At 32.4% G+C, this 25,755-nt stretch carries 43 protein-coding genes; 42 read left to right on the forward strand and 1 reads right to left on the reverse strand.

What is annotated here, in order from left to right:
- Window positions 1-240 precede the first annotated feature (240 nt).
- From A6I66_RS15295 to A6I66_RS15450, 32 genes are all read left to right on the forward strand, one after another.
- Window positions 241-573, forward strand: a complete 333-nt coding sequence (locus tag A6I66_RS15295) for a metalloregulator ArsR/SmtB family transcription factor (protein WP_067151402.1) — start codon at window positions 241-243, stop codon at window positions 571-573.
- A complete protein-coding gene (locus A6I66_RS15300; protein ID WP_067151405.1) occupies window positions 563-1,072 on the forward strand; it encodes an SRPBCC family protein in 510 nt (169 codons plus the stop codon). Before A6I66_RS15295 ends, A6I66_RS15300 begins: the two co-directional genes overlap by 11 nt.
- A complete protein-coding gene (locus A6I66_RS15305; RefSeq protein ID WP_067151408.1) occupies window positions 1,069-1,569 on the forward strand; it encodes an SRPBCC family protein in 501 nt (166 codons plus the stop codon). Before A6I66_RS15300 ends, A6I66_RS15305 begins: the two co-directional genes overlap by 4 nt.
- Window positions 1,566-1,949 (forward strand): DoxX family protein, encoded by a 384-nt coding sequence (locus A6I66_RS15310; RefSeq protein WP_067151411.1) that lies wholly within the window; start codon window positions 1,566-1,568, stop codon window positions 1,947-1,949. The genes A6I66_RS15305 and A6I66_RS15310 overlap by 4 nt, the downstream gene beginning before the upstream one ends.
- Before the next feature lie 2 nt (window positions 1,950-1,951).
- The gene (locus A6I66_RS15315) at window positions 1,952-2,164 is read left to right on the forward strand and encodes a DUF4287 domain-containing protein (protein WP_067151414.1); all 213 of its coding nucleotides are present in this window, start codon (window positions 1,952-1,954) and stop codon (window positions 2,162-2,164) included.
- 26 nt (window positions 2,165-2,190) lie between these two features.
- Window positions 2,191-2,826, forward strand: coding sequence for a DUF998 domain-containing protein (locus A6I66_RS15320; RefSeq protein WP_067151417.1), 636 nt, complete (start codon window positions 2,191-2,193; stop codon window positions 2,824-2,826).
- A gap of 5 nt (window positions 2,827-2,831) precedes the next feature.
- Complete coding sequence (locus tag A6I66_RS15325) at window positions 2,832-3,194, forward strand: DUF1801 domain-containing protein (protein ID WP_157614245.1); 363 nt, start codon at window positions 2,832-2,834, stop codon at window positions 3,192-3,194.
- Window positions 3,195-3,218: 24 nt separating this feature from the next.
- Window positions 3,219-3,812 carry a Crp/Fnr family transcriptional regulator gene (locus A6I66_RS15330; protein WP_067151423.1) on the forward strand — a complete coding sequence of 198 codons (594 nt, stop codon included), beginning with the start codon at window positions 3,219-3,221 and terminating at the stop codon, window positions 3,810-3,812.
- Window positions 3,813-3,876: 64 nt separating this feature from the next.
- Window positions 3,877-4,260, forward strand: a complete 384-nt coding sequence (locus A6I66_RS15335) for a VOC family protein (protein ID WP_067151426.1) — start codon at window positions 3,877-3,879, stop codon at window positions 4,258-4,260.
- Window positions 4,261-4,273: 13 nt separating this feature from the next.
- Window positions 4,274-4,669 carry an SRPBCC family protein gene (locus tag A6I66_RS15340; protein WP_067151429.1) on the forward strand — a complete coding sequence of 132 codons (396 nt, stop codon included), beginning with the start codon at window positions 4,274-4,276 and terminating at the stop codon, window positions 4,667-4,669.
- Window positions 4,670-4,691: 22 nt separating this feature from the next.
- Window positions 4,692-5,090: a VOC family protein gene (locus A6I66_RS15345; protein WP_067151539.1), complete on the forward strand. Its 399-nt coding sequence runs from the start codon at window positions 4,692-4,694 to the stop codon at window positions 5,088-5,090.
- 28 nt (window positions 5,091-5,118) lie between these two features.
- Entirely contained in the window at window positions 5,119-5,820 is a 702-nt protein-coding gene (locus A6I66_RS15350; protein ID WP_067151432.1) for an alpha/beta fold hydrolase, read from the forward strand.
- 39 nt (window positions 5,821-5,859) lie between these two features.
- On the forward strand, window positions 5,860-6,507 hold the full coding sequence (locus tag A6I66_RS15355) for a CPBP family intramembrane glutamic endopeptidase (protein ID WP_245683468.1): 648 nt from the start codon (window positions 5,860-5,862) through the stop codon (window positions 6,505-6,507).
- A gap of 55 nt (window positions 6,508-6,562) precedes the next feature.
- A complete protein-coding gene (locus A6I66_RS15360) occupies window positions 6,563-7,642 on the forward strand; it encodes an aldo/keto reductase (protein ID WP_067151438.1) in 1,080 nt (359 codons plus the stop codon).
- Window positions 7,629-8,189, forward strand: coding sequence for a sigma-70 family RNA polymerase sigma factor (locus A6I66_RS15365; protein WP_067151441.1), 561 nt, complete (start codon window positions 7,629-7,631; stop codon window positions 8,187-8,189). The genes A6I66_RS15360 and A6I66_RS15365 overlap by 14 nt, the downstream gene beginning before the upstream one ends.
- Before the next feature lie 73 nt (window positions 8,190-8,262).
- Window positions 8,263-8,724: a DUF2703 domain-containing protein gene (locus A6I66_RS15370; protein ID WP_067151445.1), complete on the forward strand. Its 462-nt coding sequence runs from the start codon at window positions 8,263-8,265 to the stop codon at window positions 8,722-8,724.
- Between the two features lie 14 nt (window positions 8,725-8,738).
- Window positions 8,739-9,155, forward strand: a complete 417-nt coding sequence (locus tag A6I66_RS15375; RefSeq protein ID WP_067151448.1) for a VOC family protein — start codon at window positions 8,739-8,741, stop codon at window positions 9,153-9,155.
- A gap of 17 nt (window positions 9,156-9,172) precedes the next feature.
- Complete coding sequence (locus A6I66_RS15380) at window positions 9,173-9,550, forward strand: nuclear transport factor 2 family protein (protein ID WP_067151451.1); 378 nt, start codon at window positions 9,173-9,175, stop codon at window positions 9,548-9,550.
- Window positions 9,551-9,552: 2 nt separating this feature from the next.
- The gene (locus A6I66_RS15385) at window positions 9,553-10,008 is read left to right on the forward strand and encodes a DUF1569 domain-containing protein (RefSeq protein ID WP_067151454.1); all 456 of its coding nucleotides are present in this window, start codon (window positions 9,553-9,555) and stop codon (window positions 10,006-10,008) included.
- 37 nt (window positions 10,009-10,045) lie between these two features.
- The gene (locus A6I66_RS15390) at window positions 10,046-10,402 is read left to right on the forward strand and encodes a VOC family protein (RefSeq protein ID WP_067151542.1); all 357 of its coding nucleotides are present in this window, start codon (window positions 10,046-10,048) and stop codon (window positions 10,400-10,402) included.
- An 83-nt stretch (window positions 10,403-10,485) separates the two neighbouring features.
- Window positions 10,486-10,725: a hypothetical protein gene (locus tag A6I66_RS15395; protein WP_067151456.1), complete on the forward strand. Its 240-nt coding sequence runs from the start codon at window positions 10,486-10,488 to the stop codon at window positions 10,723-10,725.
- A gap of 12 nt (window positions 10,726-10,737) precedes the next feature.
- A complete protein-coding gene (locus tag A6I66_RS15400) occupies window positions 10,738-11,520 on the forward strand; it encodes a helix-turn-helix transcriptional regulator (RefSeq protein ID WP_067151459.1) in 783 nt (260 codons plus the stop codon).
- Window positions 11,483-11,797, forward strand: coding sequence for a hypothetical protein (locus A6I66_RS15405; RefSeq protein ID WP_067151462.1), 315 nt, complete (start codon window positions 11,483-11,485; stop codon window positions 11,795-11,797). Before A6I66_RS15400 ends, A6I66_RS15405 begins: the two co-directional genes overlap by 38 nt.
- 85 nt (window positions 11,798-11,882) lie before the next feature.
- Window positions 11,883-12,305, forward strand: coding sequence for a VOC family protein (locus tag A6I66_RS15410; RefSeq protein WP_067151465.1), 423 nt, complete (start codon window positions 11,883-11,885; stop codon window positions 12,303-12,305).
- Window positions 12,305-12,679, forward strand: coding sequence for a YdeI/OmpD-associated family protein (locus A6I66_RS15415; protein WP_067151468.1), 375 nt, complete (start codon window positions 12,305-12,307; stop codon window positions 12,677-12,679). The genes A6I66_RS15410 and A6I66_RS15415 overlap by 1 nt, the downstream gene beginning before the upstream one ends.
- A gap of 185 nt (window positions 12,680-12,864) precedes the next feature.
- The gene (locus A6I66_RS15420) at window positions 12,865-13,395 is read left to right on the forward strand and encodes an NAD(P)H-dependent oxidoreductase (RefSeq protein ID WP_067151471.1); all 531 of its coding nucleotides are present in this window, start codon (window positions 12,865-12,867) and stop codon (window positions 13,393-13,395) included.
- A gap of 69 nt (window positions 13,396-13,464) precedes the next feature.
- Complete coding sequence (locus A6I66_RS15425) at window positions 13,465-14,040, forward strand: Crp/Fnr family transcriptional regulator (protein WP_067151474.1); 576 nt, start codon at window positions 13,465-13,467, stop codon at window positions 14,038-14,040.
- Window positions 14,041-14,131: 91 nt separating this feature from the next.
- Window positions 14,132-15,130 (forward strand): aldo/keto reductase, encoded by a 999-nt coding sequence (locus A6I66_RS15430; protein WP_067151477.1) that lies wholly within the window; start codon window positions 14,132-14,134, stop codon window positions 15,128-15,130.
- 257 nt (window positions 15,131-15,387) lie between these two features.
- Window positions 15,388-15,729: a YciI family protein gene (locus tag A6I66_RS15435; RefSeq protein ID WP_067151479.1), complete on the forward strand. Its 342-nt coding sequence runs from the start codon at window positions 15,388-15,390 to the stop codon at window positions 15,727-15,729.
- 3 nt (window positions 15,730-15,732) lie between these two features.
- On the forward strand, window positions 15,733-16,974 hold the full coding sequence (locus tag A6I66_RS15440) for an RNA polymerase sigma factor (RefSeq protein ID WP_394331379.1): 1,242 nt from the start codon (window positions 15,733-15,735) through the stop codon (window positions 16,972-16,974).
- Between the two features lie 96 nt (window positions 16,975-17,070).
- A complete protein-coding gene (locus A6I66_RS15445; protein ID WP_157614253.1) occupies window positions 17,071-17,301 on the forward strand; it encodes a hypothetical protein in 231 nt (76 codons plus the stop codon).
- 537 nt (window positions 17,302-17,838) lie between these two features.
- The gene (locus A6I66_RS15450; RefSeq protein WP_067151488.1) at window positions 17,839-18,762 is read left to right on the forward strand and encodes a DUF4625 domain-containing protein; all 924 of its coding nucleotides are present in this window, start codon (window positions 17,839-17,841) and stop codon (window positions 18,760-18,762) included.
- 142 nt (window positions 18,763-18,904) lie between these two features.
- On the opposite strand, the gene A6I66_RS15455 is transcribed toward A6I66_RS15450, so the two are convergent.
- On the reverse strand, window positions 18,905-19,333 hold the full coding sequence (locus A6I66_RS15455) for a DUF1330 domain-containing protein (protein ID WP_067151491.1): 429 nt from the start codon (window positions 19,331-19,333) through the stop codon (window positions 18,905-18,907).
- 134 nt (window positions 19,334-19,467) lie between these two features.
- On the opposite strand from A6I66_RS15455, the gene A6I66_RS15460 reads away from it, so the two are divergent.
- The 10 genes from A6I66_RS15460 (at window position 19,468) to A6I66_RS15500 (ending at window position 25,752) form a co-directional block, all read left to right on the forward strand.
- Window positions 19,468-19,794 (forward strand): ArsR/SmtB family transcription factor, encoded by a 327-nt coding sequence (locus A6I66_RS15460; protein ID WP_067151495.1) that lies wholly within the window; start codon window positions 19,468-19,470, stop codon window positions 19,792-19,794.
- Window positions 19,795-19,798: 4 nt separating this feature from the next.
- The gene (locus A6I66_RS15465) at window positions 19,799-20,257 is read left to right on the forward strand and encodes an SRPBCC domain-containing protein (protein WP_067151497.1); all 459 of its coding nucleotides are present in this window, start codon (window positions 19,799-19,801) and stop codon (window positions 20,255-20,257) included.
- Window positions 20,258-20,268: 11 nt separating this feature from the next.
- Complete coding sequence (locus tag A6I66_RS15470) at window positions 20,269-20,646, forward strand: DoxX family protein (RefSeq protein ID WP_067151499.1); 378 nt, start codon at window positions 20,269-20,271, stop codon at window positions 20,644-20,646.
- 2 nt (window positions 20,647-20,648) lie between these two features.
- Window positions 20,649-21,005 (forward strand): iron chaperone, encoded by a 357-nt coding sequence (locus A6I66_RS15475; protein WP_067151500.1) that lies wholly within the window; start codon window positions 20,649-20,651, stop codon window positions 21,003-21,005.
- A 134-nt stretch (window positions 21,006-21,139) separates the two neighbouring features.
- Window positions 21,140-22,018, forward strand: a complete 879-nt coding sequence (locus A6I66_RS15480; RefSeq protein ID WP_067151501.1) for a helix-turn-helix domain-containing protein — start codon at window positions 21,140-21,142, stop codon at window positions 22,016-22,018.
- Between the two features lie 6 nt (window positions 22,019-22,024).
- Window positions 22,025-22,192: a hypothetical protein gene (locus A6I66_RS16685; protein WP_157614247.1), complete on the forward strand. Its 168-nt coding sequence runs from the start codon at window positions 22,025-22,027 to the stop codon at window positions 22,190-22,192.
- Window positions 22,189-22,962 carry an alpha/beta fold hydrolase gene (locus A6I66_RS15485; protein ID WP_084399717.1) on the forward strand — a complete coding sequence of 258 codons (774 nt, stop codon included), beginning with the start codon at window positions 22,189-22,191 and terminating at the stop codon, window positions 22,960-22,962. The genes A6I66_RS16685 and A6I66_RS15485 overlap by 4 nt, the downstream gene beginning before the upstream one ends.
- 47 nt (window positions 22,963-23,009) lie before the next feature.
- Window positions 23,010-23,588, forward strand: a complete 579-nt coding sequence (locus A6I66_RS15490) for a YdeI/OmpD-associated family protein (protein ID WP_067151502.1) — start codon at window positions 23,010-23,012, stop codon at window positions 23,586-23,588.
- Between the two features lie 342 nt (window positions 23,589-23,930).
- Entirely contained in the window at window positions 23,931-24,938 is a 1,008-nt protein-coding gene (locus tag A6I66_RS15495; RefSeq protein WP_067151505.1) for a type IV toxin-antitoxin system AbiEi family antitoxin, read from the forward strand.
- On the forward strand, window positions 24,913-25,752 hold the full coding sequence (locus A6I66_RS15500; protein ID WP_067151508.1) for a nucleotidyl transferase AbiEii/AbiGii toxin family protein: 840 nt from the start codon (window positions 24,913-24,915) through the stop codon (window positions 25,750-25,752). The genes A6I66_RS15495 and A6I66_RS15500 overlap by 26 nt, the downstream gene beginning before the upstream one ends.
- Window positions 25,753-25,755: the final 3 nt, after the last annotated feature.

Genomic DNA, 25,755 nt, shown 5'->3' on the forward strand with positions numbered 1-25,755 from the left:
TTGCAACTCATTTTAAAAGAGAAGCCTAAACAGGGATGCCATTTATCTGCAGCCGACCTGGCAATACATTTTCAAAAAATATATAGCGAAGTCAAGTTTATTTTTATAGAAGAGGAGAGTTCGTTGTAATTAAGGTTTCTATATCAAATTTATCAATGCTATAGAATAGTACTAAAAATTTTTATTTATTATTGCGTAGTTAAGTGGCTTCATATATATTTGTAGTCAAATAACTTCATAATGAAATTAAGACGAGATATTTTTCAAGCCATTTCCGATCCAACAAGACGAGCAATATTGGTGCTACTTACTTCCCAATCCATGACAGCAGGAGCAATTGCTGAAAACTTTGATGCTGCAAGGCCTACTATTTCTAAACACATTCAAATTTTAAATGAATGCGACTTAGTTGATGCAAACCAACAAGGTCGAGAAATATACTACGAGTTAAAAGTTGAAAAAATGAAAGAAATCGATAAATGGTTAGAGCAATTTAGAGCCATTTGGGAAAATAGATTTAACCAACTAGATAATTTATTAGAAACACTTAAAAACAAAAAAAATGAAGAGTAATTTATTGTTCAATTTTTCCGTGAATAAGGAAAATAAAACTATTAACATTCAGCGAGAATTTAATGCTAATCTTGAATTGGTTTGGAAAGCTTGGACAGAACCAGAATTGTTAAACCAGTGGTGGGCACCAAAACCCTATCATATTGAAACTAAAACTTTAGATTTAGAAATTGGCGGAATGTGGCTTTATGCAATGGTAAGCCCTAATAACGAAAAGACCTGGTGCAAAGCTGATTATAAGGGGATTGAAGTAAACAAGTTATTGTCTTGGTTAGATGCTTTTTGTGACGAAAATGGGAATGAAAATACAATGAAACCACGCTCATTATGGACAAATATTTTTACAGAAAAAAATGACATTACATTAGTAGATGTTACCTTAAAACACGATAAACTAGAAGACATTGAAAAATTGATTGAAATGGGCTTTAAGGAAGGTTTCGGGATGGCACTTTTAAACTTAGATCAATTATTATTAACTAAAAATAAAAAACAATGAATAAACTACACTTTGACTTCTTGGTAAACAAGAAGGATAACACACTTACAATTGTGCGTGAATTTAACGCTGAAAGAGAACTTGTTTGGGATTGCTACACGAAAAGTGAATTATTAGAAAAGTGGTTTGCACCAAAACCATTGACGGCCAAAACAAAGATGATGGATTTTAAGGAAGGCGGATATTGGTTATACGCAATGATAGAACCAAACGGAACTGAGCACTGGGGACGAACAGATTTCACAGAAATTAAACCTATTGATTATTATAAATCATTAGATGGGTTTTGTGATAAAAATGGAAATCTAAACCCAGCTTTGCCAAGAGCAAAATGGCATGTGAGTTTTTTAGATTTGAATGAAAAATCAAAAGTTGAGACCATTGTAACCTACAATTCTCTAAAAGATTTAGAAACTATAATAGAAATGGGAATGGAAGATGGACTTAAATCAACGTTAGTAAGATTGGATGAATTATTAATAAATCTAAAAAAATGAAAAAGAATAAAACCATATTTTGGATAGCAACTTCCATCATTTTTGCTTTAGAGGCCTTAATGCCATTGGCAACGCTTTTATTCGCACACGAATACTTTAACGCAGGAACCAAACCATTAGGATACCCTGATTATTTTGCTTATGCTTTAATTGTTTGTAAAGTGTTAGGAGCAACAGCAATAATGTTTCCAAAGCTTCCTGCAAAACTAAGGGAATGGGCTTATGCAGGTTTGACCTTCAATTTAATTTTTGCAGTCATAAGTCATGTAGTAGTAGACCAAGTTATTGCAAATATCATAATGCCTATTGTAGTAGGTGCAGTACTAGGAGTTTCTTACGTCTGTTCACAAAAAATCAAATTTAAAATGAAAACTCATTAATTATGGCATTCCAAACTTATATCAAGAACATCGAGGATAAAACTTGCAAAACTGCTCAGGACTTCCAAAATTTTGCAGAAGAAAAAGCCTTTACTAAAAATGGAGAATTAGCTGTTAAGGCTACCGAAGTGACCAATTGGTTGAAAGAAGAGTTTGGGTTAGGTCATGGTCACGCCATGGCTATGTATGCCTATATAAAAGGGAAAAGAGAATAAACTACCATTCTAAAAATTATAATTAAATGAACAAGTTAACTGTCACCAAAACAGGTGCTATTGGATTTATTTTCCTGTTAATATTATTACATCTTATAAACACTCCAGTGAGTCCTGTATGGCAACCTATTAGCGAATATGCATTAGGAAATGCAGGTTGGTTAATGCAGATTGCATTCTTTTTACTTGGTATAAGTTTTTTAACCTTAGGCTTATACTTAATAAAATACGTATCCAAAATAGGTTCTAAAATTGGAGGAGCGTTGTTAGTAATAGCGTCTCTTGGTAATTTCTTAGCAGGCATTTTTAATACTGATCCTGTTGATACTTTACCTGAGCACATGACTATAAGTGGTCAAATTCATAACGCAGCAGCAGGATTATTAGGTTTTATGATTTTAGCTACGCTGTTTATTACTTATCAATTTAGAAAACAGGAACAGCTTAAACCATTTAGAAAAAATATGTTTGTATTAACTATAATTCTTTGGGGTTTAGAGTTTGCTTTAATAATTGCTATGGGTGTTTATTTGAGTGAAACGAATGGTATAATTACACCAGAGACTCCAATTGGTTGGCTTGGTAGAATCGTTATCGTATTTTGTGCTATTTGGGTTTGGAGTTGTGCTCATTATCTCCAAAAATCTTATTTCAAAAATTAGCTCATATGAATACCATCAATCAATTCATAAAAGATAAAATTAAGGAAGAGTATCAACCTATTTTTACAAAGTTTAGGAGCTTGATTAAGGCAAAATTCCCAACACTAAAAGAAGAAATGCGAGGAGGAACCGAAAAATATTATGGTATCCCAGTTTATAGACACAATAGAATTATCATCTCCGTGAGCCCTACCCTAAAAGGAATTACCTTTTCATTTACGGATGGTAAACAGTTTGATGACAAGTATAAACTACTGGAAGGAGTCGGAAAAAAATCATTAAATTTAAGATTGAGTGACCCCAAAGATTATAAAGACGACATACTTGAGTATTACATTTTACAAGCTATGGAGTTGGATGAAAAATAATTCATATTTTTAAACAAAAAAATAATGTCAGATTCCTTTTTTGAAAGTATTTATAACTATCCAAGTATTAAAAAAGAGGACTATGAAGTTATTATGGCCGCCCATACCAAAGTTGAGTTTTCAAAAAATGAAATCATACTTAAGGAAGGTAAGATTAGCAACGAATATTTTCTAATTAAAAAAGGTTTGTTTCGTTCATTTGTTATCGACTATAAAGGCAACGAGATCACTACCGATTTTTTTTGTTCTAATGATATTTTAATTGAAGTAGCTTCATTATTTCTTCGTACACCTTCTAATGAATCTATACAAGCATTAACAGACTGTGAAGTTTATAAAATTGAGTTTAATGATTTTCAAAAGTTGTATAGTACTATAGAAGGCTTTACTGAATGGGGGCGCAGCTGGATGTCACAGCAACTTTTTATAGCCAAACATCGCGCTGTTAATATGCATACGCAAAGTGCATCTGAAAGATATTTGGAGTTAATGACTCAGAAACCACAAATAATCAAAGAAGTTCCCTTAAAATACATTGCTACTTATTTAGGGATTACTGACACTTCTTTAAGTAGAATTAGGAAAGAAATATTATCTCAAACAGAGAACTTGCCATAGGACAAGATTTTTTAGCTTTCCTATTTTCATTTTTGTAATCATAACAATTAGATAAATAGATAAGATGAAAAAATTTAATCCTGTAGTGTGGTTCGAAATATATGTAAATGACATAGATAGAGCTGCAAAGTTTTACGAAAATGTACTTCAAGTAACATTGGAAGATATGAGTGATCCAGCCAATGGGACTGTACAAATGAAATGTTTCCCTAGTGATATGGAAAATTATGGTGCAGCTGGTGCTTTGGTGAAAATGGAAGGGATAACTCCTTCTGTAAACGGAAGTCTCGTTTATTTTGGATGTGAGGATTGCCAAGTGTTGGAAGATAGAGCTATGGAAAATGGAGCTGAAATTATTCAAGCGAAAATGGGTATTGGAGAACATGGCTTTGTATCTATTGTTAAAGATACTGAAGGGAATTCTATTGGATTTCATTCCTTAAAATAAGGATGCATATATTATGGAAAGTATTGAACATATCAACTACATAAAAGCCCCTATTTCTAAAGTCTATAATACACTTATTTCTGAAGACGGGTTAGGAAATATTTGGACCAAAAAACTCCAAGTAAAACCAGAAATTGGTTTTGTGAATGAGTTTGATTTTGATGAAGGTTATATCACAAAATTTAAGATTCTTGTACTTGTTGAAAACAGTAAAATCGTTTGGGAATGCATCGTGTCTGATGAAGAATGGGTAGGAACTAAAGTATCTTTTGAACTTATTGAAAAAGATAAAGTCATAACAATTAAACTTAAACATTTTGACTGGAGAGCACGCACTGAATTTTACGGCTGGTGCAATTATAACTGGGCAATGTTTCTTTACCGATTGAAGAACCATTGTGAAAATTAATTCAACGTTTAAAATCAAAATAATGAAACAACAAATCACAACTTTTTTAACATTCCAAAAAAACAACGCTGAAGAAGCTATGAATTTTTATGTCGACTTGTTCGATAATTCAAAAGTGATTGAAATACAACGCTACGGAAAAGATGGGCCAGGCAAAGAAGGAACCGTATTAAGAGCTTTATTTGAATTAAACGGCAAGCAGTTTATTTGTAGCGATAGTTTTATCCAACACGATTGGGACTTTACACCTGCAGTGTCTAATTGGGTGGAATGTGAGAATAATAAAGAAATTGAACAGCTTTTTAAAAAGCTATCCGAAAATGGAGATGTAAAAATGACTTTAGACAACTATGGGTTTAGCAAACAATTTGCTTTTGTAGAAGATAGGTTTGGGGTTTCTTGGCAATTAAACTGGGAGTAATCCTTTTTTCTTTTAAAACCATGTAGCTATGAAAAACGAAAAACTCAGTTTAATTCCCGGAGCTTGGTCTGATGCATCTATTTGGGAGCTTATCGTAGATGAATTATCCAATTTAGGTATCGAATCACTTTCAATAACTTTAGAAGGCCTTGATAAAGAAATTACTAAAAAGCATATTGATTTAGAGACTCACATACATAATGTTACAACATATATAGAGGCTCAACAAAATGACCAATGTTATCTTGTAGGACATAGCTATTCTGGAATTGTGGCTTCTTTGGCAGCAGCACGGTTCCCTGATAAAATTGCGGGATTGATTTTTGTTGAAGCTTTTTTACCTGAAAATAATAAGTCCTTGTTAGAAGTGGCAGGATTAGATGTTGAATCAGAGATTAAGGCAATAAAACAAAACAATGGTTTGTGGCCACCACCGACTATGGAGGAATTAATACATCAACCATTTTTATCCGAATCTCAAAAATATTACTTAATAAATACAATGGTTGGCCACCCGGGTAAAACAATCACCGATAAAGTCCAAATAGATAAGGATGTCCTAAAAAATATCCCTACGTATTATATCGGAGGCAACTTATCTGAAAGAATTAAAACGAATCCTAACTTTGGTAACATAACGTTTAATAAATTGAATGGGGGGCATTGGCCAATGTTATCCAAGCCAAAAGCATTAGCGAGCATTATCAACAAATTACAATTGAATAGTTAGGTACAAAAACAATATATCACTATGGAGCATAACGCTTTTTTGAAAACAAAATTAATACCCATTTTAGCTTTCATAATCTCAATGGTATTATTAACTGTACCGTTGGGGTTAAATCAATTTCAAACAATACTACCTATATTTATTGTTATTGTAGCGAGTGTACTTGAATTTGGTAAAAGCGGATTTAAATTTTTAGGATTTAAATCTAAGCGATTTAATGTTTTTAATTTGTTAATCCTAGCACCTATGGTTGCTTTAGGTTTGTTTCTATTGTATTTTTATATACTTATTCCTGTAATAACCCACTTCACAAAGCAACCATTAGATTTCTCTCATTTTGAAGCTTTAAAAGGAAATGGGGAGATTTTGTTGAGTATGTTATTATTAATATGGACATCAGTTGCCTTTGGAGAAGAGATGATATTTCGAGGCTACTTTATGAATCAATTTGTAAAATTTTTTGGAGAAAGCAGATGGAGTATTATAGGTAACATTCTATTTTTTGGGGTACTCTTTGGTTGGGTACATAGTTATCAAGGGCTCACAGGGCAAATTATTACAGGGCTAGTAGGCATGTTATTGGCAATTATATTTTATTTCAGAAAATACGATTTATGGTTCAATATTGCTGTTCACGGTTTTTTTGACACGATTGCTCTGGTCGTTTTGTATAATGGTTGGTTGTGATTTTTAAATAATAGATAGATGAAATTTTTAGACAAAAATCAAAATACGAAGAATCATGGAATTAACATCATATAAAACATTAGGAAAATCAGGTCTACGTATAAGTCCGCTAACCCTTGGTACCATGACATTTGGAAAGGATTGGGGTTACGGCACTTCCCCTGAGAATTCAGTAAAAATCTTAGAAAAATATATTGCACTGGGTGGAAACACGATAGATACTGCAAATATTTATACCAAAGGTCATTCCGAAAAAATTATAGGAGACTATATTAAAGGAAATAACATAAGAAGAGATCGTCTTGTGCTTTCAACCAAGTTTTTTGGGAATATGTATCCTGGAGACCCCAACGGAGGAGGAACAAGTCGTAAAACAATGATAACATCTTTAGAAAATTCATTAAGACGACTGAAAACAGATTATATCGATTTGTTTTGGGTTCACGCTTATGATGAATTTACCCCAATAGAAGAAACTTTATCTGCGTTACACGACCTTGTTACATCAGGGAAGGTGAGGTATATTGCCATATCAGATACACCCGCTTGGAAAATTTCTCAGGCTCAAATGATAGCTCATTTTCGGGGGTGGTCCTCTTTTATTGGTTTACAGGTTGAATACTCTTTATTGGAACGTACATCAGAAGGTGAGTTAATACCTATGGCTCAAGAATTGGGCTTAGGAGTTATGCCATGGTCGCCACTTAAACAAGGTGTTTTAACAGGGAAATATACAAGAGATAATAAAGGCGAAAAGCTGAGTGATAGGTATGATAATCCAGCATTTTCTGAAAGTACGTATTCGATTATAGATGGACTTCTTAAAATTGCTAAAGAAAAAAATGTTACCCCTGGGGAAATTGCATTGGCTTGGGTAATATCTAGACCAGGTGTCACATCAACCTTAATGGGAGTTCGCACAATGGACCATTTAACCACCAATTTAAATGCATTAAAAATTACACTCACCAAAGCAGAGCAAGGGTATTTAGACGATATTTCAAAACCGGACTTAAACTTCCCCATTCCGTTTTTAGAAACAGCTAGAAATGTAGCTCACGCAGGTGCAACTATAAACGGTATAACGTCTGTTGTTCCAGATATTTTACTAAATATAAAAGATGAAAAATACTAAATATATGAAATGTGAAATATATACGTATTGGGCAATGTATCATAACCCATTAAGAGCTTATGTAAACAAGCGAGTATCAAATGAAGAAGATGTTGATGATATAGTACAAGCGGTATTGATAAAAGTTATAAATTATTGCGAACGAAAGAACGATGTAAAACACATTAAACCCTGGCTTTATCGCATTACTCAAAACACAATTGCGGACTATTATAAAAAGAAAAACCAGAGAACCACAAATTTTTATCTAGAGAATTTAGATGTATCAGCCAATAATGATTATGACGAAAAGATTTTTATTTGGCTACATCATTTTTTGGACAGACTACCAAAGAAATATGCTCTGCCATTACACCTTTCAGATATTAAAGGAATCCCTCAAAAAGAAGTTGCAACACAAATGGGCTTAACATTAACGGCTACCAAGTCAAGAATTCAAAGAGCAAGAAAAATGTTAAAAGAAAAGTTTGAAGAATGTGGTAAGCTCGAATCTTCCGAACATCAGTACCTGTCATATCATATAACCAAAGCCTGTTGTTTAGAATAAAAAAACAAATTGTTGCGTCTTTTTAGTGTTTTCAAAGTCTTAGAGGTAAATCAAAATTTAAATCAATAAGAACATGGAAACACAAAAAGTATTAAAAGTAGAACTCATTCAAGTAGAAATGACAACAAATGAAAATAATTCTTGCTCAGCCTGTGATACGGTTCAAGGTGAATTAGTTTCTGCTATTCAGGAAGTACAAAAACTATTTGATAAATTGGATTGTGAAATCTTTTTCAAGTCAAAAACAGTGAAGACGATTGAAGAAGCTGAAAAAGTACAAATCATTGCTTCCCCAACCATAAGGGTAGGGAACCTTGACTTTTACCCAAATCATGCAAACGATCATTCTGAAAAAAGAGAATGGTATTGGAACGGTTTAACAACGTCTGAACCCACAAAAGAAATGTTGATAGAAGTTCTGTTGAAAGGGTATTTTGAACCTCAAAACAAGTCAGAAAAGATGGAAATGTCACCATATATAATTAAGCACTTAAACGAAAGTCAACAAGTGAAAACTGATTGTGGATGTAATTGAAAAATAGAATCAATATGAAAACAAAACAGATTTGGGCAAACCTTGGTGTAGAAAACATAGAAAAAACGACAGAATTTTATAAATCATTGGGCTTTCAGTTAAATGGAAGCCCTTCGGAAGATTTAGTCAGTTTCTTTTTTGGTTCTGATAATTTTGTGATTCACTTTTTCAAAAAAGAAAAACTGGAAGAAAGTCTGGAAGGAAAAACGGCTGATTTAAATCAAGGCAATGAAGTGATGTTTTCTATGGCAGCAGAAAGTAAAGAAGAATACAACCATTGGATTGCTGAAATAAATAAGGCAGGAGGTAAAATTTTATTCGATTCAAACACCGACAGGAAAGAATTCTACGATAAAAATGACTTCTACGTTTGTGTATTTACCGACCCAGATGGACATAAGTTTAATCTTTTATATAATGAGAATATGTAATATTAAAAACGATAAAGATGACCAGAATAATAGCTAGTCCCAATTGTGGTAACTCGCCCAAAATGGAATTTATCAAACGTTTTAATATAGCCTTTGCGAAAGGAGATGTTGCTTTTTTAACCGAAAATGTAACAGACGATATTGTTTGGAATAGGATTGGCGATAAAAAATTAGAAGGAATAAAAGCGTTTATAGAGGAATTAGAAAAAATGCAATCTGTTAAAGTAGCTGAATTGAGAATTGACCAAATCCTATCCCACGGTAAAGAAGGAGCTGCCAATGGGATGATGAAAATGCAAAACGGAAAGCAATATGCATTTTCAGACTTTTATGTCTTTCAAAGTGCAAAAGGCGAAAAAATAAAGACCATAACATCATACTGTATAAAATTATAAAGATGAAAACAATTTTCGACCAAGATAATAGAAAGCAACTCATCAATCGAATAGAGCAAATTGACAAGGACAGTGAAGCGCAATGGGGTAAAATGAATGTTTACCAAATGATTAAACATTTGAATAAATGGAATCAATGGGTGTTAGGCATTGATAACAATATACCTTATAAACAAGACTTTGTTGGTAAACTTATTGGCAAAATGGTACTAAAGAGCAACACCAAAAACGACAAACGTATGGGTAAGGGGGCACCGGCAGGTTCAAACTTTACTATCAAAGAAAAAAATGGAGATTTTGAAAAGGAAAAAAAGACTCTAATTGAATTAACTGAGCAATATGGAGTCTATAATAACCCAAGTTTTATTCATGGCTTTTTCGGCAAAATGACCAAAGAACAAATTGGGATTTTTGCTTATAAGCATTACGACCACCATTTAAGACAATTTGGGGTTTGATTTTAATCAAATTCACTCAACAAAAAACAAAGTAATCATGAGAAGGATTGTTCCAAATATTTATTCAAACGACATAGAGAAAAGTAAGCAATTCTATACTGAATTTTTAGGAATGGACTTAGCGATGGATTTGGCTTGGATTTTGACTTTCGTGTCAAAAGAAAACCCAACAGCACAAATCTCAATTTTTCAAAATAATGAAAACAAACCTTTAGATAACTCTGCAATATTTATATCAATTGAAGTTTCGGATATTGACAATTGGTTTGAACGTGCCAAAAAGCAAAAAATTGAAATTGTATATCCAATAGCCAATGAAGATTGGGGCGTAAGACGATTTTTTGTAAAAGACCCCAATGGAGCTACAATCAATTTATTGTCACATTGTGTTTAGTTTTTTTAAAAATTAAAAAAGGCTGTCGAAGGGTTGTCACAACTCCTTATTTCTTTGTTGTATAAAATTATAAAGGTTATAAAATGATAGAAGTATATAAAACTAATATCTTAAAAAAGAAACAAGCAAAGGAAACAAAGAAACAAATAAAAAATAAGTTTCCTAATTACTGTGTTGATTTTGATCTTGATGATTGTGACCATATTTTAAGAATTGATACTTATAACGAAGCATTAGATAATGCTGCTATTATAAATATCGTCCAAAAACAGGATTTTGATATTGAAATTCTAATGGATGAAATTGCTATATTAAGCGTTTAAAATACTATTGTAATGGCATATACAGATAATATTTCAAGACTTTCCCGGTTAACAGCCATTCATTTAAAATTACAATCCAATTTATACGTATCCGTAGCACAATTGTCTAAAGAATTTAAGATTAGTAAAAGAACCGTTTATAGAGATTTATTAGCTTTAGAACAAGCCAACGTACCTATTGTTGCTATTGAAGGAAAAGGTTACACTTTAATGAATGGATACAAAATTCCACCTGTAATGTTTACGGAACCAGAAGCAAATGCTTTAATTTTTGCTGAAAAAATGATGTCAAAAACTAAAGATGAATCCTTAATAAAAGAATTTAACAATGCCATAAGTAAAGTAAAAGCAGTATTAAGAAATGATGAAAAAATTAAAGCTGATTTTTTGTCCAATCGAACTATAATAGGAAAAAATTGGGAAAATAAAAAAACAAGTAATTACCTATCAATAATACAATCTGCTTTAACCAATTTTAATGTGTTAAAAATAGCTTATAAAAAAGAAACAGACATACAGCCAATTATAAGAAGTATTGAACCGTTTGCTATTTATCATAGTTTTTCAGAAGATTGGATTGTAGTAGCTTGGTGTAGGTTAAGAAACGAATTTAGAAATTTTAGAATAGATAGAATTAAGACCATTATTAGTTTACCCGAAAATTTCACTCCACACCAAATGACAATGGAGGAATATGGCGAAATTCAACGGAAAAAATATTTTGATGGAAATGGTTTATATGATAAAAATAAACAAAATGATAACTGTAAAAGTAACGTACACCGTAAAACCTGAATTCGTTCAGAAGAACCAAGAGAACATTAATTTGTTTATGGTTGATTTTAAAAAATTGAATTCAAACGACTTTCAATATGTATCCTATTTGTGTGGAGACGGAAAAACTTTTGTCCATCTATCACACTATAAAAATGAGGAAATTCAAAAACAGTTGCTTCAGGTCCCTTCATTTCTATCTTTCCAGAAACATCGGGATGAAAGCGGTTTGGAAGGTTTACCACAAATTGAAGTAATACAGTTAGTTGCTTCTTCACAAGATTTACTTAAACATTAAATCAAAACGTTTAGAATGCTATTGATAATAATTGAGTAAACCGAAAATAAATGAATAGCCAGAATTAATTAAAAAAAAAAGAGAAATGGAAAATATCAAATTACGAGGACTTGCCACCATCAGTTTTTATGCAGACAATCACGAAGAAGCAAAAAAATGGTACAGTGAAATTTTAGGAATGGAGCCCTATTTTAATGTTCCGGGCTATTCTGAGTTCCGACTTGGTGATTATCAGCACGAACTTGGCATTATTGATGGAAAGTATACACCGAAAAATTCAACAGAGAAGGTTGGTGGAGCAATCGCTTATTGGCATGTTGATGAATTACAAGATACGCTAAAACTCTTAATTTCTAAAGGAGCAAAATTATTTGAGCCAATCACAGATAGAAGTGGTGGGAAAATGGCTTTTGTAACAGCTTCTGTAATTGACCCATTTGGGAATGTTCTCGGAATTATGACAAATAAACACTATTTGGAAATTTTAGAGAAGAAAACAGCGGAATAATGGAGATGAAAGACGGCAAGCCCGCCATATACTGTAAAACAAGAAAAGAGTGGCGAAAGTGGTTGAACAAAAATTGCGAAACAGATAAATCTGTTTGGTTAATTCTGCACAAAAAAAAGAGTACGAAAGCCTGTGTTAGCCTCATTGAGGCTACTGAAGAAGCTGTTTGTTTTGGTTGGATTGACAGCCTTTGTAAAAAACGTGATGAAGAAAGTTATTACCTAACCTTTACACCTCGAAACCCGAAAAGGAGCAATTGGAGCGATAGAAATATAGAACGTGCCGAACGAATGATTGAACAAGGGTTGATGACTGAAAATGGACTGAAATTTATAGAAATAGCCAAAGAAAAAGGTAAATGGAAAGAAAAGTAATTGAATGCCTGTTCCCAACAGTGCTTGGCACAAGTTGGAATATTATAAACCTCTTAAATGACCAGAATAATACCCTGCCTAATTGCAGTAAGTCACCCAAAATCGAATACCTAAAACAATTTAATATTGCCTTTACCTGAGGTGATGTTGTCTTTTTAGCGGAAAGTAAAAACCTTCTAATTTAAATGAAAACACTTGTAATTGTTATCCACCCGAATATCCAAGATTCTACAATTAATAAAAGATGGATCCTAGAGTTAAATAAATACCCAGATAAATTTCATGTTCATCAATTACATGAAATTTATCCAGATGAAAAAATTGATATCAGAGCAGAGCAGGAATTAATAGAACAATATAGCAAAATAGTATTTCAGTTTCCCTTTTATTGGTTTAACTGTCCCCCACTTTTCAAAAAATGGTTAGATGAAGTCCTTACTTACGGATGGGCCTATGGTAGCAAAAGTGGATATAAGGTTTCTGATAAGAAAATTTCTTTGGCAATATCTGTTGGGATTGATGAAAATCAATATAATCAATATGGAAAATACAAATATACTTTAACTCAACTGACAACTCCTTTTGAACTTACATTTGAGTATATAAAAGCTGACTATCAACCATTTTTTGCATATTATGGAATGGAACTGAATGCCTCGAAAGAATGGATTGAGAAAAGTGTACCGAAATATATTGATTTTTTAAAAAATTTGTAGCAGATGGTTTAGGTAATAACAGCCGCAATTAATGATTTACATTAAAATTTAATTTAGGAATATTCATCAATGAATCAATTGGAAAGCAAACTAAGGCATCACATAGAACAAACCATCACGCTTACTGATGATGAATTTGCACAAGTACTCTCCTATTTTAAACCAAAGGTATTTAAGAAGCATCATCTCATTATCCAGCAAGGAGATTATGTGCCACATGAGTACTTTGTTGCAAAAGGATTGATGAAGGCGGCACGCACCAGTGCTGAAGGAAAAGAACACATCATTCATTTTGCCATGGAAAACGGGTGGATCACCGATCCAGAAGCTTTTCATAATGGGACCAAAGCAAGTTTGTCTGTAGACTGCTTGGAAGACTCGACTGTTTTTGCGCTTACACTAGAGAATAAAGAAAAGATGTGCCGTGACCTACAAAAAATGGAATCTTTCTTTCGCAAGAAAACTACCGCAGGATACATCGCCCTCCAAAAAAGGATAATGTGTCTGATCAGCAGTAAAGCAAGCGACCGATACCATTATCTATTGGAACAGTATCCGGATTTGATTAAGCGCGTTCCTAAAACGATGATTGCTTCATACTTAGGCGTTTCTAGAGAAACACTAAGTCGTCTCCTGCCGGTTTAGTGTGACATTTCACACATCATATCTGTGATAATTCTCCTGTGAATTCGGCTTTTAATGTTTCTATTTTGCCTCATAGAAAAACAGGAAAATTATGGAATATAGAAAGTTAGGAAATTCAGGACTAAAAGTACCGTTACTAAGTATGGGTACAGGTACATTTGGCGGCACGAACGAATTTTTTGGGCGCTGGGGTAAAACAGGTGTGAAAGAAGCCTCCAGACTTATAGATCTATGTTTGGATCGAGGGGTCAATTTTTTTGACACAGCGAATGTTTACTCTCAAGGCGATTCCGAATCTATTCTTGGAGCGGCATTAGCTGGGAAAAGGCAACACAGCCTTATCTCTACAAAAGCGACATTTCAAATGGGAGACGAGCCTAATGATAGGGGTGCATCTCGCTATCACTTAATGAATGCTTTAGAAGCTAGCCTAAGGCGTTTAAAAACAGATTATATTGATTTGTACATCATGCATGGGTTTGATTCCAGCACACCTATTGATGAGACTTTGCGCGTATTAGATACGATGGTGCAAAATGGCAAAGTACGTTATATTGGGTGTTCTAATTTTGCCGCCTGGCAGCTTATGAAGTCACTTTCCATTTCCGAAAGGTTAAATCTGGAAAAATACATTGTCTACCAGGGTTACTACTCACTAATAGGTAGAGATTACGATCAAGAATTGATGCCGTTGATCAAAGATCAGGCATTGGGACTGATGGTTTGGAGTCCCCTAGGTTGGGGAAGATTGACTGGAAAGATCAAACGAAATCAGCCTTTAGGTGAAGGCAGAATAAAATCTGGGGGAGATATTGGTTCTCCCCCTGTAGATGATGAGTTAGTATACAATGTAGTTGATGTACTGGATCGCATTGCCAAGGAAATAGATAAAAGTATTCCGCAAGTCGCTATTAATTGGTTATTGCAACAGGATACTGTTTCTAATGTGGTTGTGGGAGCCAGAAATGAAAAACAATTGCTCTCAAATTTGGATGCTGTGGGCTGGAAATTATCAGATGAACATCTAAATCAGCTCAACGAAATTTCCAGACAACTATTGATCTATCCACATTGGGTTGGAGATAGGTGAAGTAAATGAATTTAGTCAGAATTATTTACAAAAGCATACCAGATCACGTAAACATACGAAAGTAGCCCGTAAAGTGAGTAAATGAAATCAAGAGTTAGCTATAGTTATAAACTGTTTGAGTAGAAAAAGCCAAAATGGTACAACAGATAAATGAATAAAAATGGAAAAAGTAAACATCTACTTTTAAAAACACATTATAACATGTCCCCATATAGGAAATCCAATCGTCATAAAGGTGAATATTAAAACTTATCAAAATGAAAGAATTCGCATTAATTTTTAGATTAAACGACATTTCCAATTTTAAACCTTCCCCAAAACAAATGGAGGAACGTATGAATTGGCTTGGAAGCATTGCTGCTCAAAACAAATTAGTGGATAAGGGAAACACCCTTTTACCCATACCGGGGAGTGCCAAAACGGTAAAACCCAATAATGTAGTGACGGATGGACCTTATACTGAAATCAAGGAATTTATTACGGGCTATATTGTGATAAAAACAGAATCCATTGATGAGGCAGTAGAAATTGCAAAAGGAAACCCCATTTTTGAAGTTGGTGGCAGTATTGAGGTACGTGAAGTCTTAAAACGTGATTAGTATTTGAAAAATTTACAATTACATAACGAACTTGTACCACATTTGTTCCGACAGGAATATGCAAAAATGACGGCTGTATTATGCCGTCATTTTGGTTTAAGGCATATAGAGATTGCAGAGGACATTACCAGTGACACCTTCCTAAAGGCTTCCGAGCATTGGGCAATCAACGGGGTTCCCGAAAACCCTACAGCATGGCTCTATACCGTTGCCAAAAATAAAGCCAAAGATTATTTTAAACATATTTCTATTGTTGAAACACACATTGAGAATCACTTCCCATGCTATGAACCTGATTATTTAAATGAGATAGAATTCAGTAATCAACTTATTTCAGATAGTCAATTGGCTATGATATTTGCTGTTTGTAATCCTGCAAACTCAAATGAAAGTCAAATTGCATTGGCTCTTCAAATTCTTTGTGGTTTTAGTGTAGAAGAAATTGCCAATGCGTTTCTCTCTAAAAGGGAAGCCATTAAAAAGAGGCTTCAGCGGGCAAGAAATAATCTTCGCGACAGCGGATTCCAATTAAAAATACTGTCTAAACAGCAAATACAATCTAGACAACATACCGTTTTAAAAACTTTATATCTGTTATTTAACGAAGGCTATTTTTCTAAATCTAGCAATAACTTTATCCGTAAAGAACTTTGTTCAGAAGCTATTAGGTTGAATTTGTTATTAACCGGAAATTCACTCACTAACACTGCAGAAGCGAACGCATTATTGGCATTAATGTGCTTCCAGAGTTCACGCATTGAAGCACGAACAAACGAAAATGGTGAAGTCATTCTGTTTGATGAGCAGGACAAAAATCTGTGGGACACATCACTTATCGAACGAGGTAATTATTATTTGGTAAATGCAACAAATGGTAAGGAAACCTCAAAATATCATTTGGAAGCGGCAATAGCCTATTGGCATACTACCAAAAAAAATGATAAATGGAAAAATATACTAAAGCTTTATAATCAATTGGTTTTGATAGAATATTCGCCAATTACGTCTTTAAATAGAGTTTTTGCTATGGCAAAGGTATATGGTAATGCTAAAGCAATAGCTGAAGTTGAAAAACTAAAACCTATGGATGTTAGTTATTACCATTCCTTGTTAGGCTATTTGTATGAAAAAATAGAAGTTGAGAAATCTATTTCACATTATAAATTAGCAATCAGTTTAAGTCATTCTGAATCAGAAAAATTAAGTTTTAAGAAAAAGATAAAGCAGTTAAACGGGGATAAGTAAAAGAATCAATATTTTATCCTCTAGAAATTGTCATAAGGCAAGGTTTTATTGATTTTATTTATTCAATTTTGAATAAAAATGAAAATGAGTAATCTAATGACTTTTACACAAGTAACGGTTGAGATTTTTAAAACCAATGTTGGTAACCAACAGTTAGCCAACAAAATAATTACAGACCTCAATCAATTATATCCTGAATATCATATCAATTTTGATTTAGAAGATTGTGATAAGATATTGCGTATAGAAAGTCATTCAGGTATTGATGTTTTGGGAATTATCAATTATAGTAATTTAAACAATTTAAAAATAAGCCGTATTAATTAGAGAATTATAAACTAGACACTTTGCTCATTTTTACTTTAAACACTATGAAAGGTATTATCGAATGAGTTGAAAAATGAGGATTTCCTTATGTTTTTCTACAAAAATATATGAAGATACTGCTTTCTGTCACTTCCCATTATTTTTTAGCTTTTTTCTCATAATCTAGTTAACATATCTATAATATTTATCAATAGCTGATTGAAAATTGTCTTGTGTTATAAAGTAATTTAATTCGTCTCTAAAGATTTTAAGTCCTTTAATTTCTCAGTTTTTGTATGTGTTTTTCTTTGTTTCAAATTATTTTATTGCAACAGAGTTGCGTTATTGTGTAAAAAGTATAAATTTGCAGAACACCTATAGCGACATAGTTGCGTTAGTGTTGAGAAATGATTAGGTGAGAAGTAAATTAAAAATTGTACCCAATCAATTGTAGATACGGAGTAAGATTAGGAGCAATTTTAAAAGAATGTTATTTTCAAATTTATAACAACTGAAAACTTAAGACATACTTAAATATAAATAATCAGAAAAATAACCATGAAAACAAAATTAAAAAACCTCTTATTAGTAATCCCTTTGGTATGCTTGCTATTCTCTTCCTGTGAAAGCGATGATCCAGAACCATTAATGCCAACTATTGATAATGTGGAAATTGGACTCCAAAACAATGAAATAGGCGTTATTGGGCGTGACTTCCACTTTAATGCAGAAATTCTTGCAGGCGATAAAATTGATCTTGTGCAAATAAAAATTGAGCCTAAAGAAGAAGAAACCTATGCAAGTCCCTGGAGCTATGAAATAACTTGGAATGAATTTAAGGGTGTTAAAAATGCCACGGTTCATGAACACTTTAACATTCCTGAAGATGCTGTAGAAGGCGATTATGATTTTACAATTGTAGTAAGCGATGAAAATGGTGCCGTTTTAGAAGAAAAAAGAAATATTACAATAATGCTCCCTGAAAACCTGCCTGTTGATCCAATTTTGTCTCTCATAGGTATATCTGATCCAGAAACTAATAGAGCTGTTTATAAATATTCTGGGGGTGAGGTGTTTGGAAATCCAGATTACACGCTTTATATGAACGATTTTCTTAGGGCAACTTTCTTTGTAGCAGGTATAAAAGGCGACGGACAATTTTATGTGGTGCTTATTAAAAAAGAGCTTAATCATAAGCCAGAGTCTATAGATGCTATAGATTATTCTAAAACCATTATTTGGGATATTGAAAAGCATACAGGTGTAGAGGAGGCGCAAACCCTCGCTAATATAAATTTTGATACCGAAGCATATCCAGACTTCTTAATAGGTGCGGAGTTTGATAATAATGAGCCTACACCTAACCCAATTTCTGGTATAAAGGCATGGGAAGCGGGAGAATATTATTTAGGATTTCTTTATGAAAATACTACCTATAATATGAGTCTCTTTCATTATACAGAGGTCACATTAGAATTATAGGAAATTTATCAGTGCATAAGTTGCAATACTTGTGCACTGATAAATACAATTGTTGCTCTTTTTATCAATCCTGTCAGAAGTAGTTATAACATGAAAGGAAAAGATTAGTGTCTCCATATTATTGATATACCAAGCTGCTTAGTTATATTTTGCTTTTCATTTCTGTAGTAGGCAACAAACGTGAATCTTCAAGAGCAGCAGTTCTATGACCAACATTTTTTAGATAATCTTCGCTTTGCGCAAATTCCATAAATTTTAGTACCGATTGATGTTTAACCAATAATATTGCATCCCATTTTTCCGTTTCAGGTCCTATTAAAAAATCTTTTCCCTTTCCATAATATACAATTTCACTACCTGCTTTTAGAAATTGTGATTTTGTGGTATCGAGATATAGCTGATAGGCTTCTTCTCCACTAATTTCTTGTTTGGGGCTTAGATGTTTTAAATTTGTATAATCAGCTGTTTCTTTAAACCTTAGCAGATTAAGCATTACAATTTCTCCCTTATCTTTAAAGTTTTGATAAAATTGTTTACCACCATCAGGTGTTGCTTCTAGATATTTTTCCATTACAAACTATTTAATCTAACCGTTTATTTACAGTTGTCTAATTTAAAATAATACACATATTCTATCTTATTTTTCTTAAAAAAAATTGCGCAATTAAATAACTGCACTTATATTTGCTGTCAAATAACTGCGTAATGAAATTAAGGAGAGACGTTTTTCAAGCCATAGCCGACCCAACTAGACGAACAATTATCACATTGGTGGCAGCAAGTGCTATGACACCAAGTGCTATTGCCGAAAACTTTGATTATTCCAGACAAACCATTTCCAAACACATTCAAATTCTTACCGAATGTGAGTTGTTGAAACAGGAACAAAAGGGAAGAGAAATATACTATGAGCTTAACCCTAACGGAATGAAACAAATAGCTGATTTTATAGAGCCTTTTAGAAAAATGTGGGACGACCGATTTAATTCATTGGAAGCAATTATGAAGCAGCATCAATCAAATAATACATAAACTTATGGACCAAAAAACAAAAATCAATGCTCTAGAAGGTAAGCAAGAGCTAACTATCACGAGAGAATTTGACCTTCCTGTTGAACTTGTATACAAAGCCTATACCGAAGCAGAATTTGTAGCACAATGGATGGGAACAAAAGTGATAAAGCTTGAAAATAGAAATCACGGGTGCTACCAATTCGAGACTTCACACGAAGGCAATGTAATGTTTAAGGCAAATGGAACCATTCATAAAATTGTTACTAATCAAGAAATAGTACGAACTTTTGAAATGGAAAATATGTCAATAGGTGTACAATTGGAGTTCTTGAATTTTGAAAAAGTTACAGAAGACAAAAGCAAGTTAACCATTCAGATTATTTATAAATCTGAAGCACATCGTGCTGAGCAATTAAAACTACCTTTTGCTTATGGCTTAAATATGGCTCACGATAAATTAGAGGAAATATTTACAAACTAAAAAAAGTCATAATGAAAAAAAGAGATAAAATTATTTATTGGATAGCCACAATTTGGCTTTCCTTAGGAATGTTATCAACAGGAATTGTACAATTGTTACAATTAGAAGAAAACATTCAAAGTATGGAATTACTAGGCTATCCTATGTATTTGTTAAGCATTCTAGGTGTATGGAAAATTCTAGGAGTTATAGCAATACTCCTTCCGAAATTTCCACTATTAAAGGAATGGGCTTATGCAGGATTTTTCTTTGTAATGTCAGGTGCTATTATTTCCCATTTAGCAGTTGGAGATGAATTAATAACACTTTTTGGACCGATTTTACTTTTAGTTCTTACAGTAGCATCTTGGTATTTTAGACCGGCAAACAGAAAATTAGAAAAACTATAAATATGGCAGATTTAAAACCTAAAACAGTTGATGAGTTTATTGATATTTCACCACAAGAATCTCAAGAAGTAATGATTAAGCTGAAAAAGCTAATTGAAGCTACTGAACCAAATGCAGAAAGTGGTATTAGTTGGAATGTGCCCATCTATAAATACAACGGAATTCTTGCAGGATTTTCATTAGCTAAAAAACACGTAAGTTTTGGCATAGATTCTTTAACCGAAGAGATGCGTAAAATATTGGAAGAAAAGGGGTATAAAACAGGAAAAAAGACAATCCAGATAAAATTTGACCAAGATATCCCTACAGAAGAATTTAAGCAACTGATTAAAGCACAAGCAAAACTGAACAATATTTAATATTATACGAATTACAACCAACAGTAATGAATAAACAACTGTAAGTAGTGTAATTACAACCACAAGTATTTGCTTTTTATGCGTTTTAACCTCGCTTCAAAATAACTTTGTCGCATAATTTTAAAACTAAAAAAATGAATAGTACTAAAACAATTGGAATCAAAATTTCCGAAGCGAGAAAAAAAGCAAACATTTCACAAGCTAAACTAGCTGAACTTTTATTTATTAGTCCACAAGCTGTTGGCAAATGGGAACGTGGAGAATCAATGCCAGACATCACTACATTTAACCGTCTTGCTGAAATTCTTAATGTTGACCTAAATTATTTTTCAGAAACTTTTCAATCAACGTCCCCAAAAACAGAGTCTCAATCTGAAGAGAAAGAAAATACTGATACAAAAAACATCAGTTGGGATATGTCTAGTGGGAATTGGGTGGATGCAGACTTTTCAGGTTTGAAGAACCTTAAAGATAAATTCAGCAACTCTAATATGCAACGCTGTAAATTTATCGGTTCTGAATTATCAGGACTTCAATTAAAAGGTAACAATATTGATGGATGTGATTTTACAGATTCTGAAATAAAAGACAGTCGAATACAAGGCTCCCAATTAATAAAAAATAAATTTCAAAATTGTGCATTACAAGAATCTGAATTTTCACAAAACCACATCAAAAACTGTAATTTTTCAAATGCCAATTTATCTAAGGTAAAGTTTATTTCAGGAACTTTTATAAATATAGAAGTGATAAAAACTGTTTGGAATCAAACCTCTTTTATTAAAATGTATTTTGAAAACATTGTTTTTGAAGGAAATATCGACAACTGTTCTTTTGATAATTGCAGATTCAAGAAAGTAACATTTCAAAATGCAGTATTAACCAATACTTTTTATAAAGGTAGAAAAATGAAAGGAGTTAAGTTTATCAACTGTAAAGCAGATAAAATGACTTACGAGTTTTTAAAAAATGCAAAGGCAGATTTGAAGGAGGTTACATTGTTATCGGAATAAACAACTATGATAGACGAAAAAATAAACCTATCAGAATTAAAAAACTTAAGGTTTGAATACATTAAAAATGAATATGTGGTAACTTTAGTTGATAACCTAGGTTTTGAAATATTAAAAGGTTATGGAATTTCAATTACAGAAGCTATCAATGATTTACATCAAAATTTAATATGAAAATGAAATTTAGGCACAAATCAGAAACTTTTGTAGAAATAGATTCTGCTAAAATTTATTACGAAGAATTAGGAAATTCTCAAAAACAGCCATTGATATTCTTACACGGAGGTTTTGGAAATATAGAAGATTTTAATGGAATGATTCCTTTACTTAAAAAAGAGTACCGAATTATCGGAATTGACAGTAGAGGGCAAGGTAAATCTACTTTAGGTGTTAACGAACTTAGTTATGCTCAACTTGAAATAGACGTTAAAACAATCATTGCGAAGCTAAATTTGGAGAATCCTATTATCATTGGTTTTAGTGATGGTGGTATTGTTGGGTTACGGCTTGCTTCTGTAAATGAGATTAATATTGATAAACTTATTGTGATTGGTACAACTTGGCATTCAAAATCTCTAGAAAAATCAAAAGATATACTTGGAGGAATCACTGCAAATAGTTGGAAAGAAAAATTTCCAAACACATTTGAAATTTATCAACGAATAAATCCAACACCTGATTTTGATGTTTTGACAAAAGCAATTGTCCCTATGTGGATTGATGAAACAGCTACGGGGCACCCTAATGATAAGGTTGAAAATATAACCTGTCCAACTTTAATCGTAAGAGGAGACAAAGACTTTTTAGTAGGAAAAAGGCATACGTTTGAACTATCAGAAAAAATAAAAGATTCAAACTTAGCAAATATCCCTTTTTGCGGACACGAAGTGTATGTGGAGCAACCAGAGCTACTAATGAGTATTGTTAATCAGTTTTTAAGCTAGGTTTATAAGAGTTACTAAACGAATTGCAAAAATTAAAAAAATCTTAAATGGAAAAAGTTGACCAATATATCGAAAAGATAAAAAATTGGAAAGAAGAAACCATTCTCCTGAGAGAAATCTGTTTAAAATGTGGCCTCGAAGAAGATTTTAAATGGATGCATCCTTGTTATACTTTTCAAGGTAAAAACATTGTACTCATTCACGGATTTAAAGAGTATTGTGCCTTGTTATTTCATAAAGGAGCATTACTGAACGATGCTAACAACCTTTTAATTCAACAAACCGAAAACGTCCAGTCAGCTCGTCAAATTCGATTCATAAACGAACAGGAGATTATTGACTTAAAAGCAGTTATCAAAGCTTATGTTTTTGAAGCCATAGAGGTCGAAAAGGTAGGACTGGAAGTAAAAATGAAAAAGACTTCTGAATATGAAATTCCTCATGAACTTGAAGAAACATTTAAAAACAATCCCGAATTAGAGACAGCATTTTTTAACCTAACCCCAGGGAGACAAAAAGGGTATTTACTCTATTTCTCACAAGCCAAGCAATCTAAAACACGAATATCAAGAATTGATAAAGCAAAACCGAAAATTTTTGAGGGAAAAGGACATAACGAAATATAAAATGCTAATGCTCATGCACAAGCACATTGGTTGTTAGGAAAAAAAACAGCCACTATCTGCTTCAAAAATTGAACAATACTATGGAAACCGTATAAGAAGTAGAATGCGAAAACTATTTAATTTAATCCTATAAATTAATGTATTTTTTCTATCAATAAGTACACATCACCTTTTTTTAATAAATTAAAATTTGGCAAAACTGAAAAATTTTGCCAAATTTTAACCATCATAACTTTTAAGTGTTAGGACTTTATTTAAATAATTAACATATATTTGTTCATATTAAACAAGTGTTCATGAATAATGAACGTTTAAAAATAATGAACATAGAAGAAAAATACAATGAAAGAAATAGAGATACTAAATAAAGCAATTCATAATTTAGAAAAGGATATTCCAATAACATGGAATTGGGAGCCTGTGAATGATAATAATGACATAGGCGTTGATGGAAAATTAAACCTCACAATTAACAATCAAAAAATCACAATGCTGGTTGAAGTTAAAAAAGATGTTAAAAACCATCAATTGTTTAATATCATAGATTATAATAATAGATTCAAAAACTTCTTATTAGTAGCAGAAAAACTATATCCAAAAGTAAAGAAAGAACTTCGAGAAAATCAAGTAAATTATTTAGAAGAAAATGGAAATGTGTACATCAATAAAGACGGTTTTTTTATTTTTATAGATACCCATAAAACAACAAAAACTCAAAAAGAAAAAGGAAATAGAGCATTTACCAAAACAGGACTAAAAGTAATATTTCATTTCTTATTAGATCCTCAATTAATCAACCAAACACAACGAGAGATAGCAGAAATAACCAATGTAGCATTAGGTAATATTCCTTTAATCATAAATGGGTTATTGGAAACCAACCTCATATTAAAATTAAACAAAAATGAATATATAATAAATGATAATGAAGAGCTGTTGCATAAGTGGATGACAGATTTTGAGCAAACGTTAAAACCTACGCTTTTTAAACAACGTTTTAGATTTCAAAACAAGAACCAAGATTGGAGAACGTTACAATTCAAAACCGATAAAACAGTTTGGGGTGGCGAACCAGCTGGAGATATCATAACTGATCATCTAAGACCAGAAAAATTCACGATTTACACAAAAGAAACTACAAAAGATTTGATGTTGCAATACAAATTATTACCTGACGATAATGGAGATATCTGGGCCTATGATATGTTTTGGGCAGCAAATTTTAATAAAAATAATAACAACACAGCACCAAAACAATTGGTTTATATAGATTTAATGAATACTGATGATAAAAGGTGTAAAGAAACTGCAAAACTAATTTTTGATGAACACATCCAACCAAACATATAAAGAACTCGCTATTCCCTACTTTAAAGAAGTTTTTGATTGTATTGATGAGGTTATGATAAAACTAAAAGTGCCTTATTATCTCATTGGAGCAAGTGCCATAGCCTTAGAATTATTAAAAGACGGAATTAAACCTAGCAGAGGTACAAAAGATATTGACTTTGCAATTATGATTTCTTCTATTCAGGAATTTGAAACCATAGTTGAAGAGCTTGGCAATTACGGATTTAATAAAGTAGAGGCTCCATGGACAATGTATCACGATAAATTTAATATTGTTATAGATCTATTACCATTTGGCGAAATTGAAGAAAAATTCACAGTAAACTTCAATGAGCGCTATACCGACTTACATGTTTTAGGTTTTAGCGAAGTATTGCAACTTCCGGAAACTGTTCAAATTGAAGAAAAATCAATACAAATTCCTTCCTTACCAGGTATGGTCATTTTAAAGCTAATCGCTTGGAGCGATAGGCCTGAAGAACGCGATAGTGATTTGTATGATATTTTAAGAATTATAGAACACTATTTCAATTTGAATTTTAATGAAATAGTAGAGCATCATAACGATACTTTTCCAGAAGAAGGAGATTTAGACCAACTCAAAATTGCAGCAAGGGTATTAGGTAGAAAAGCAAGTACGTTTTTAAATGTTTCTGAAGCAATCAATGAAAGAATTCTAACAACAATAAATACCAATGTTGCTAATGTTGAAAATTCAGCAATAGCTAAACAATGGATTCGAAATAAAGATTGGGATTTAGAATATGCTGTTCAAATTTTGGAAGAGTTAAAACTTGGTTTAATAGAAAAATAGAAT

It is taken from the genome of Pseudotamlana agarivorans, from assembly GCF_001642835.1.
GTDB classification, from domain to species: domain Bacteria; phylum Bacteroidota; class Bacteroidia; order Flavobacteriales; family Flavobacteriaceae; genus Pseudotamlana; species Pseudotamlana agarivorans.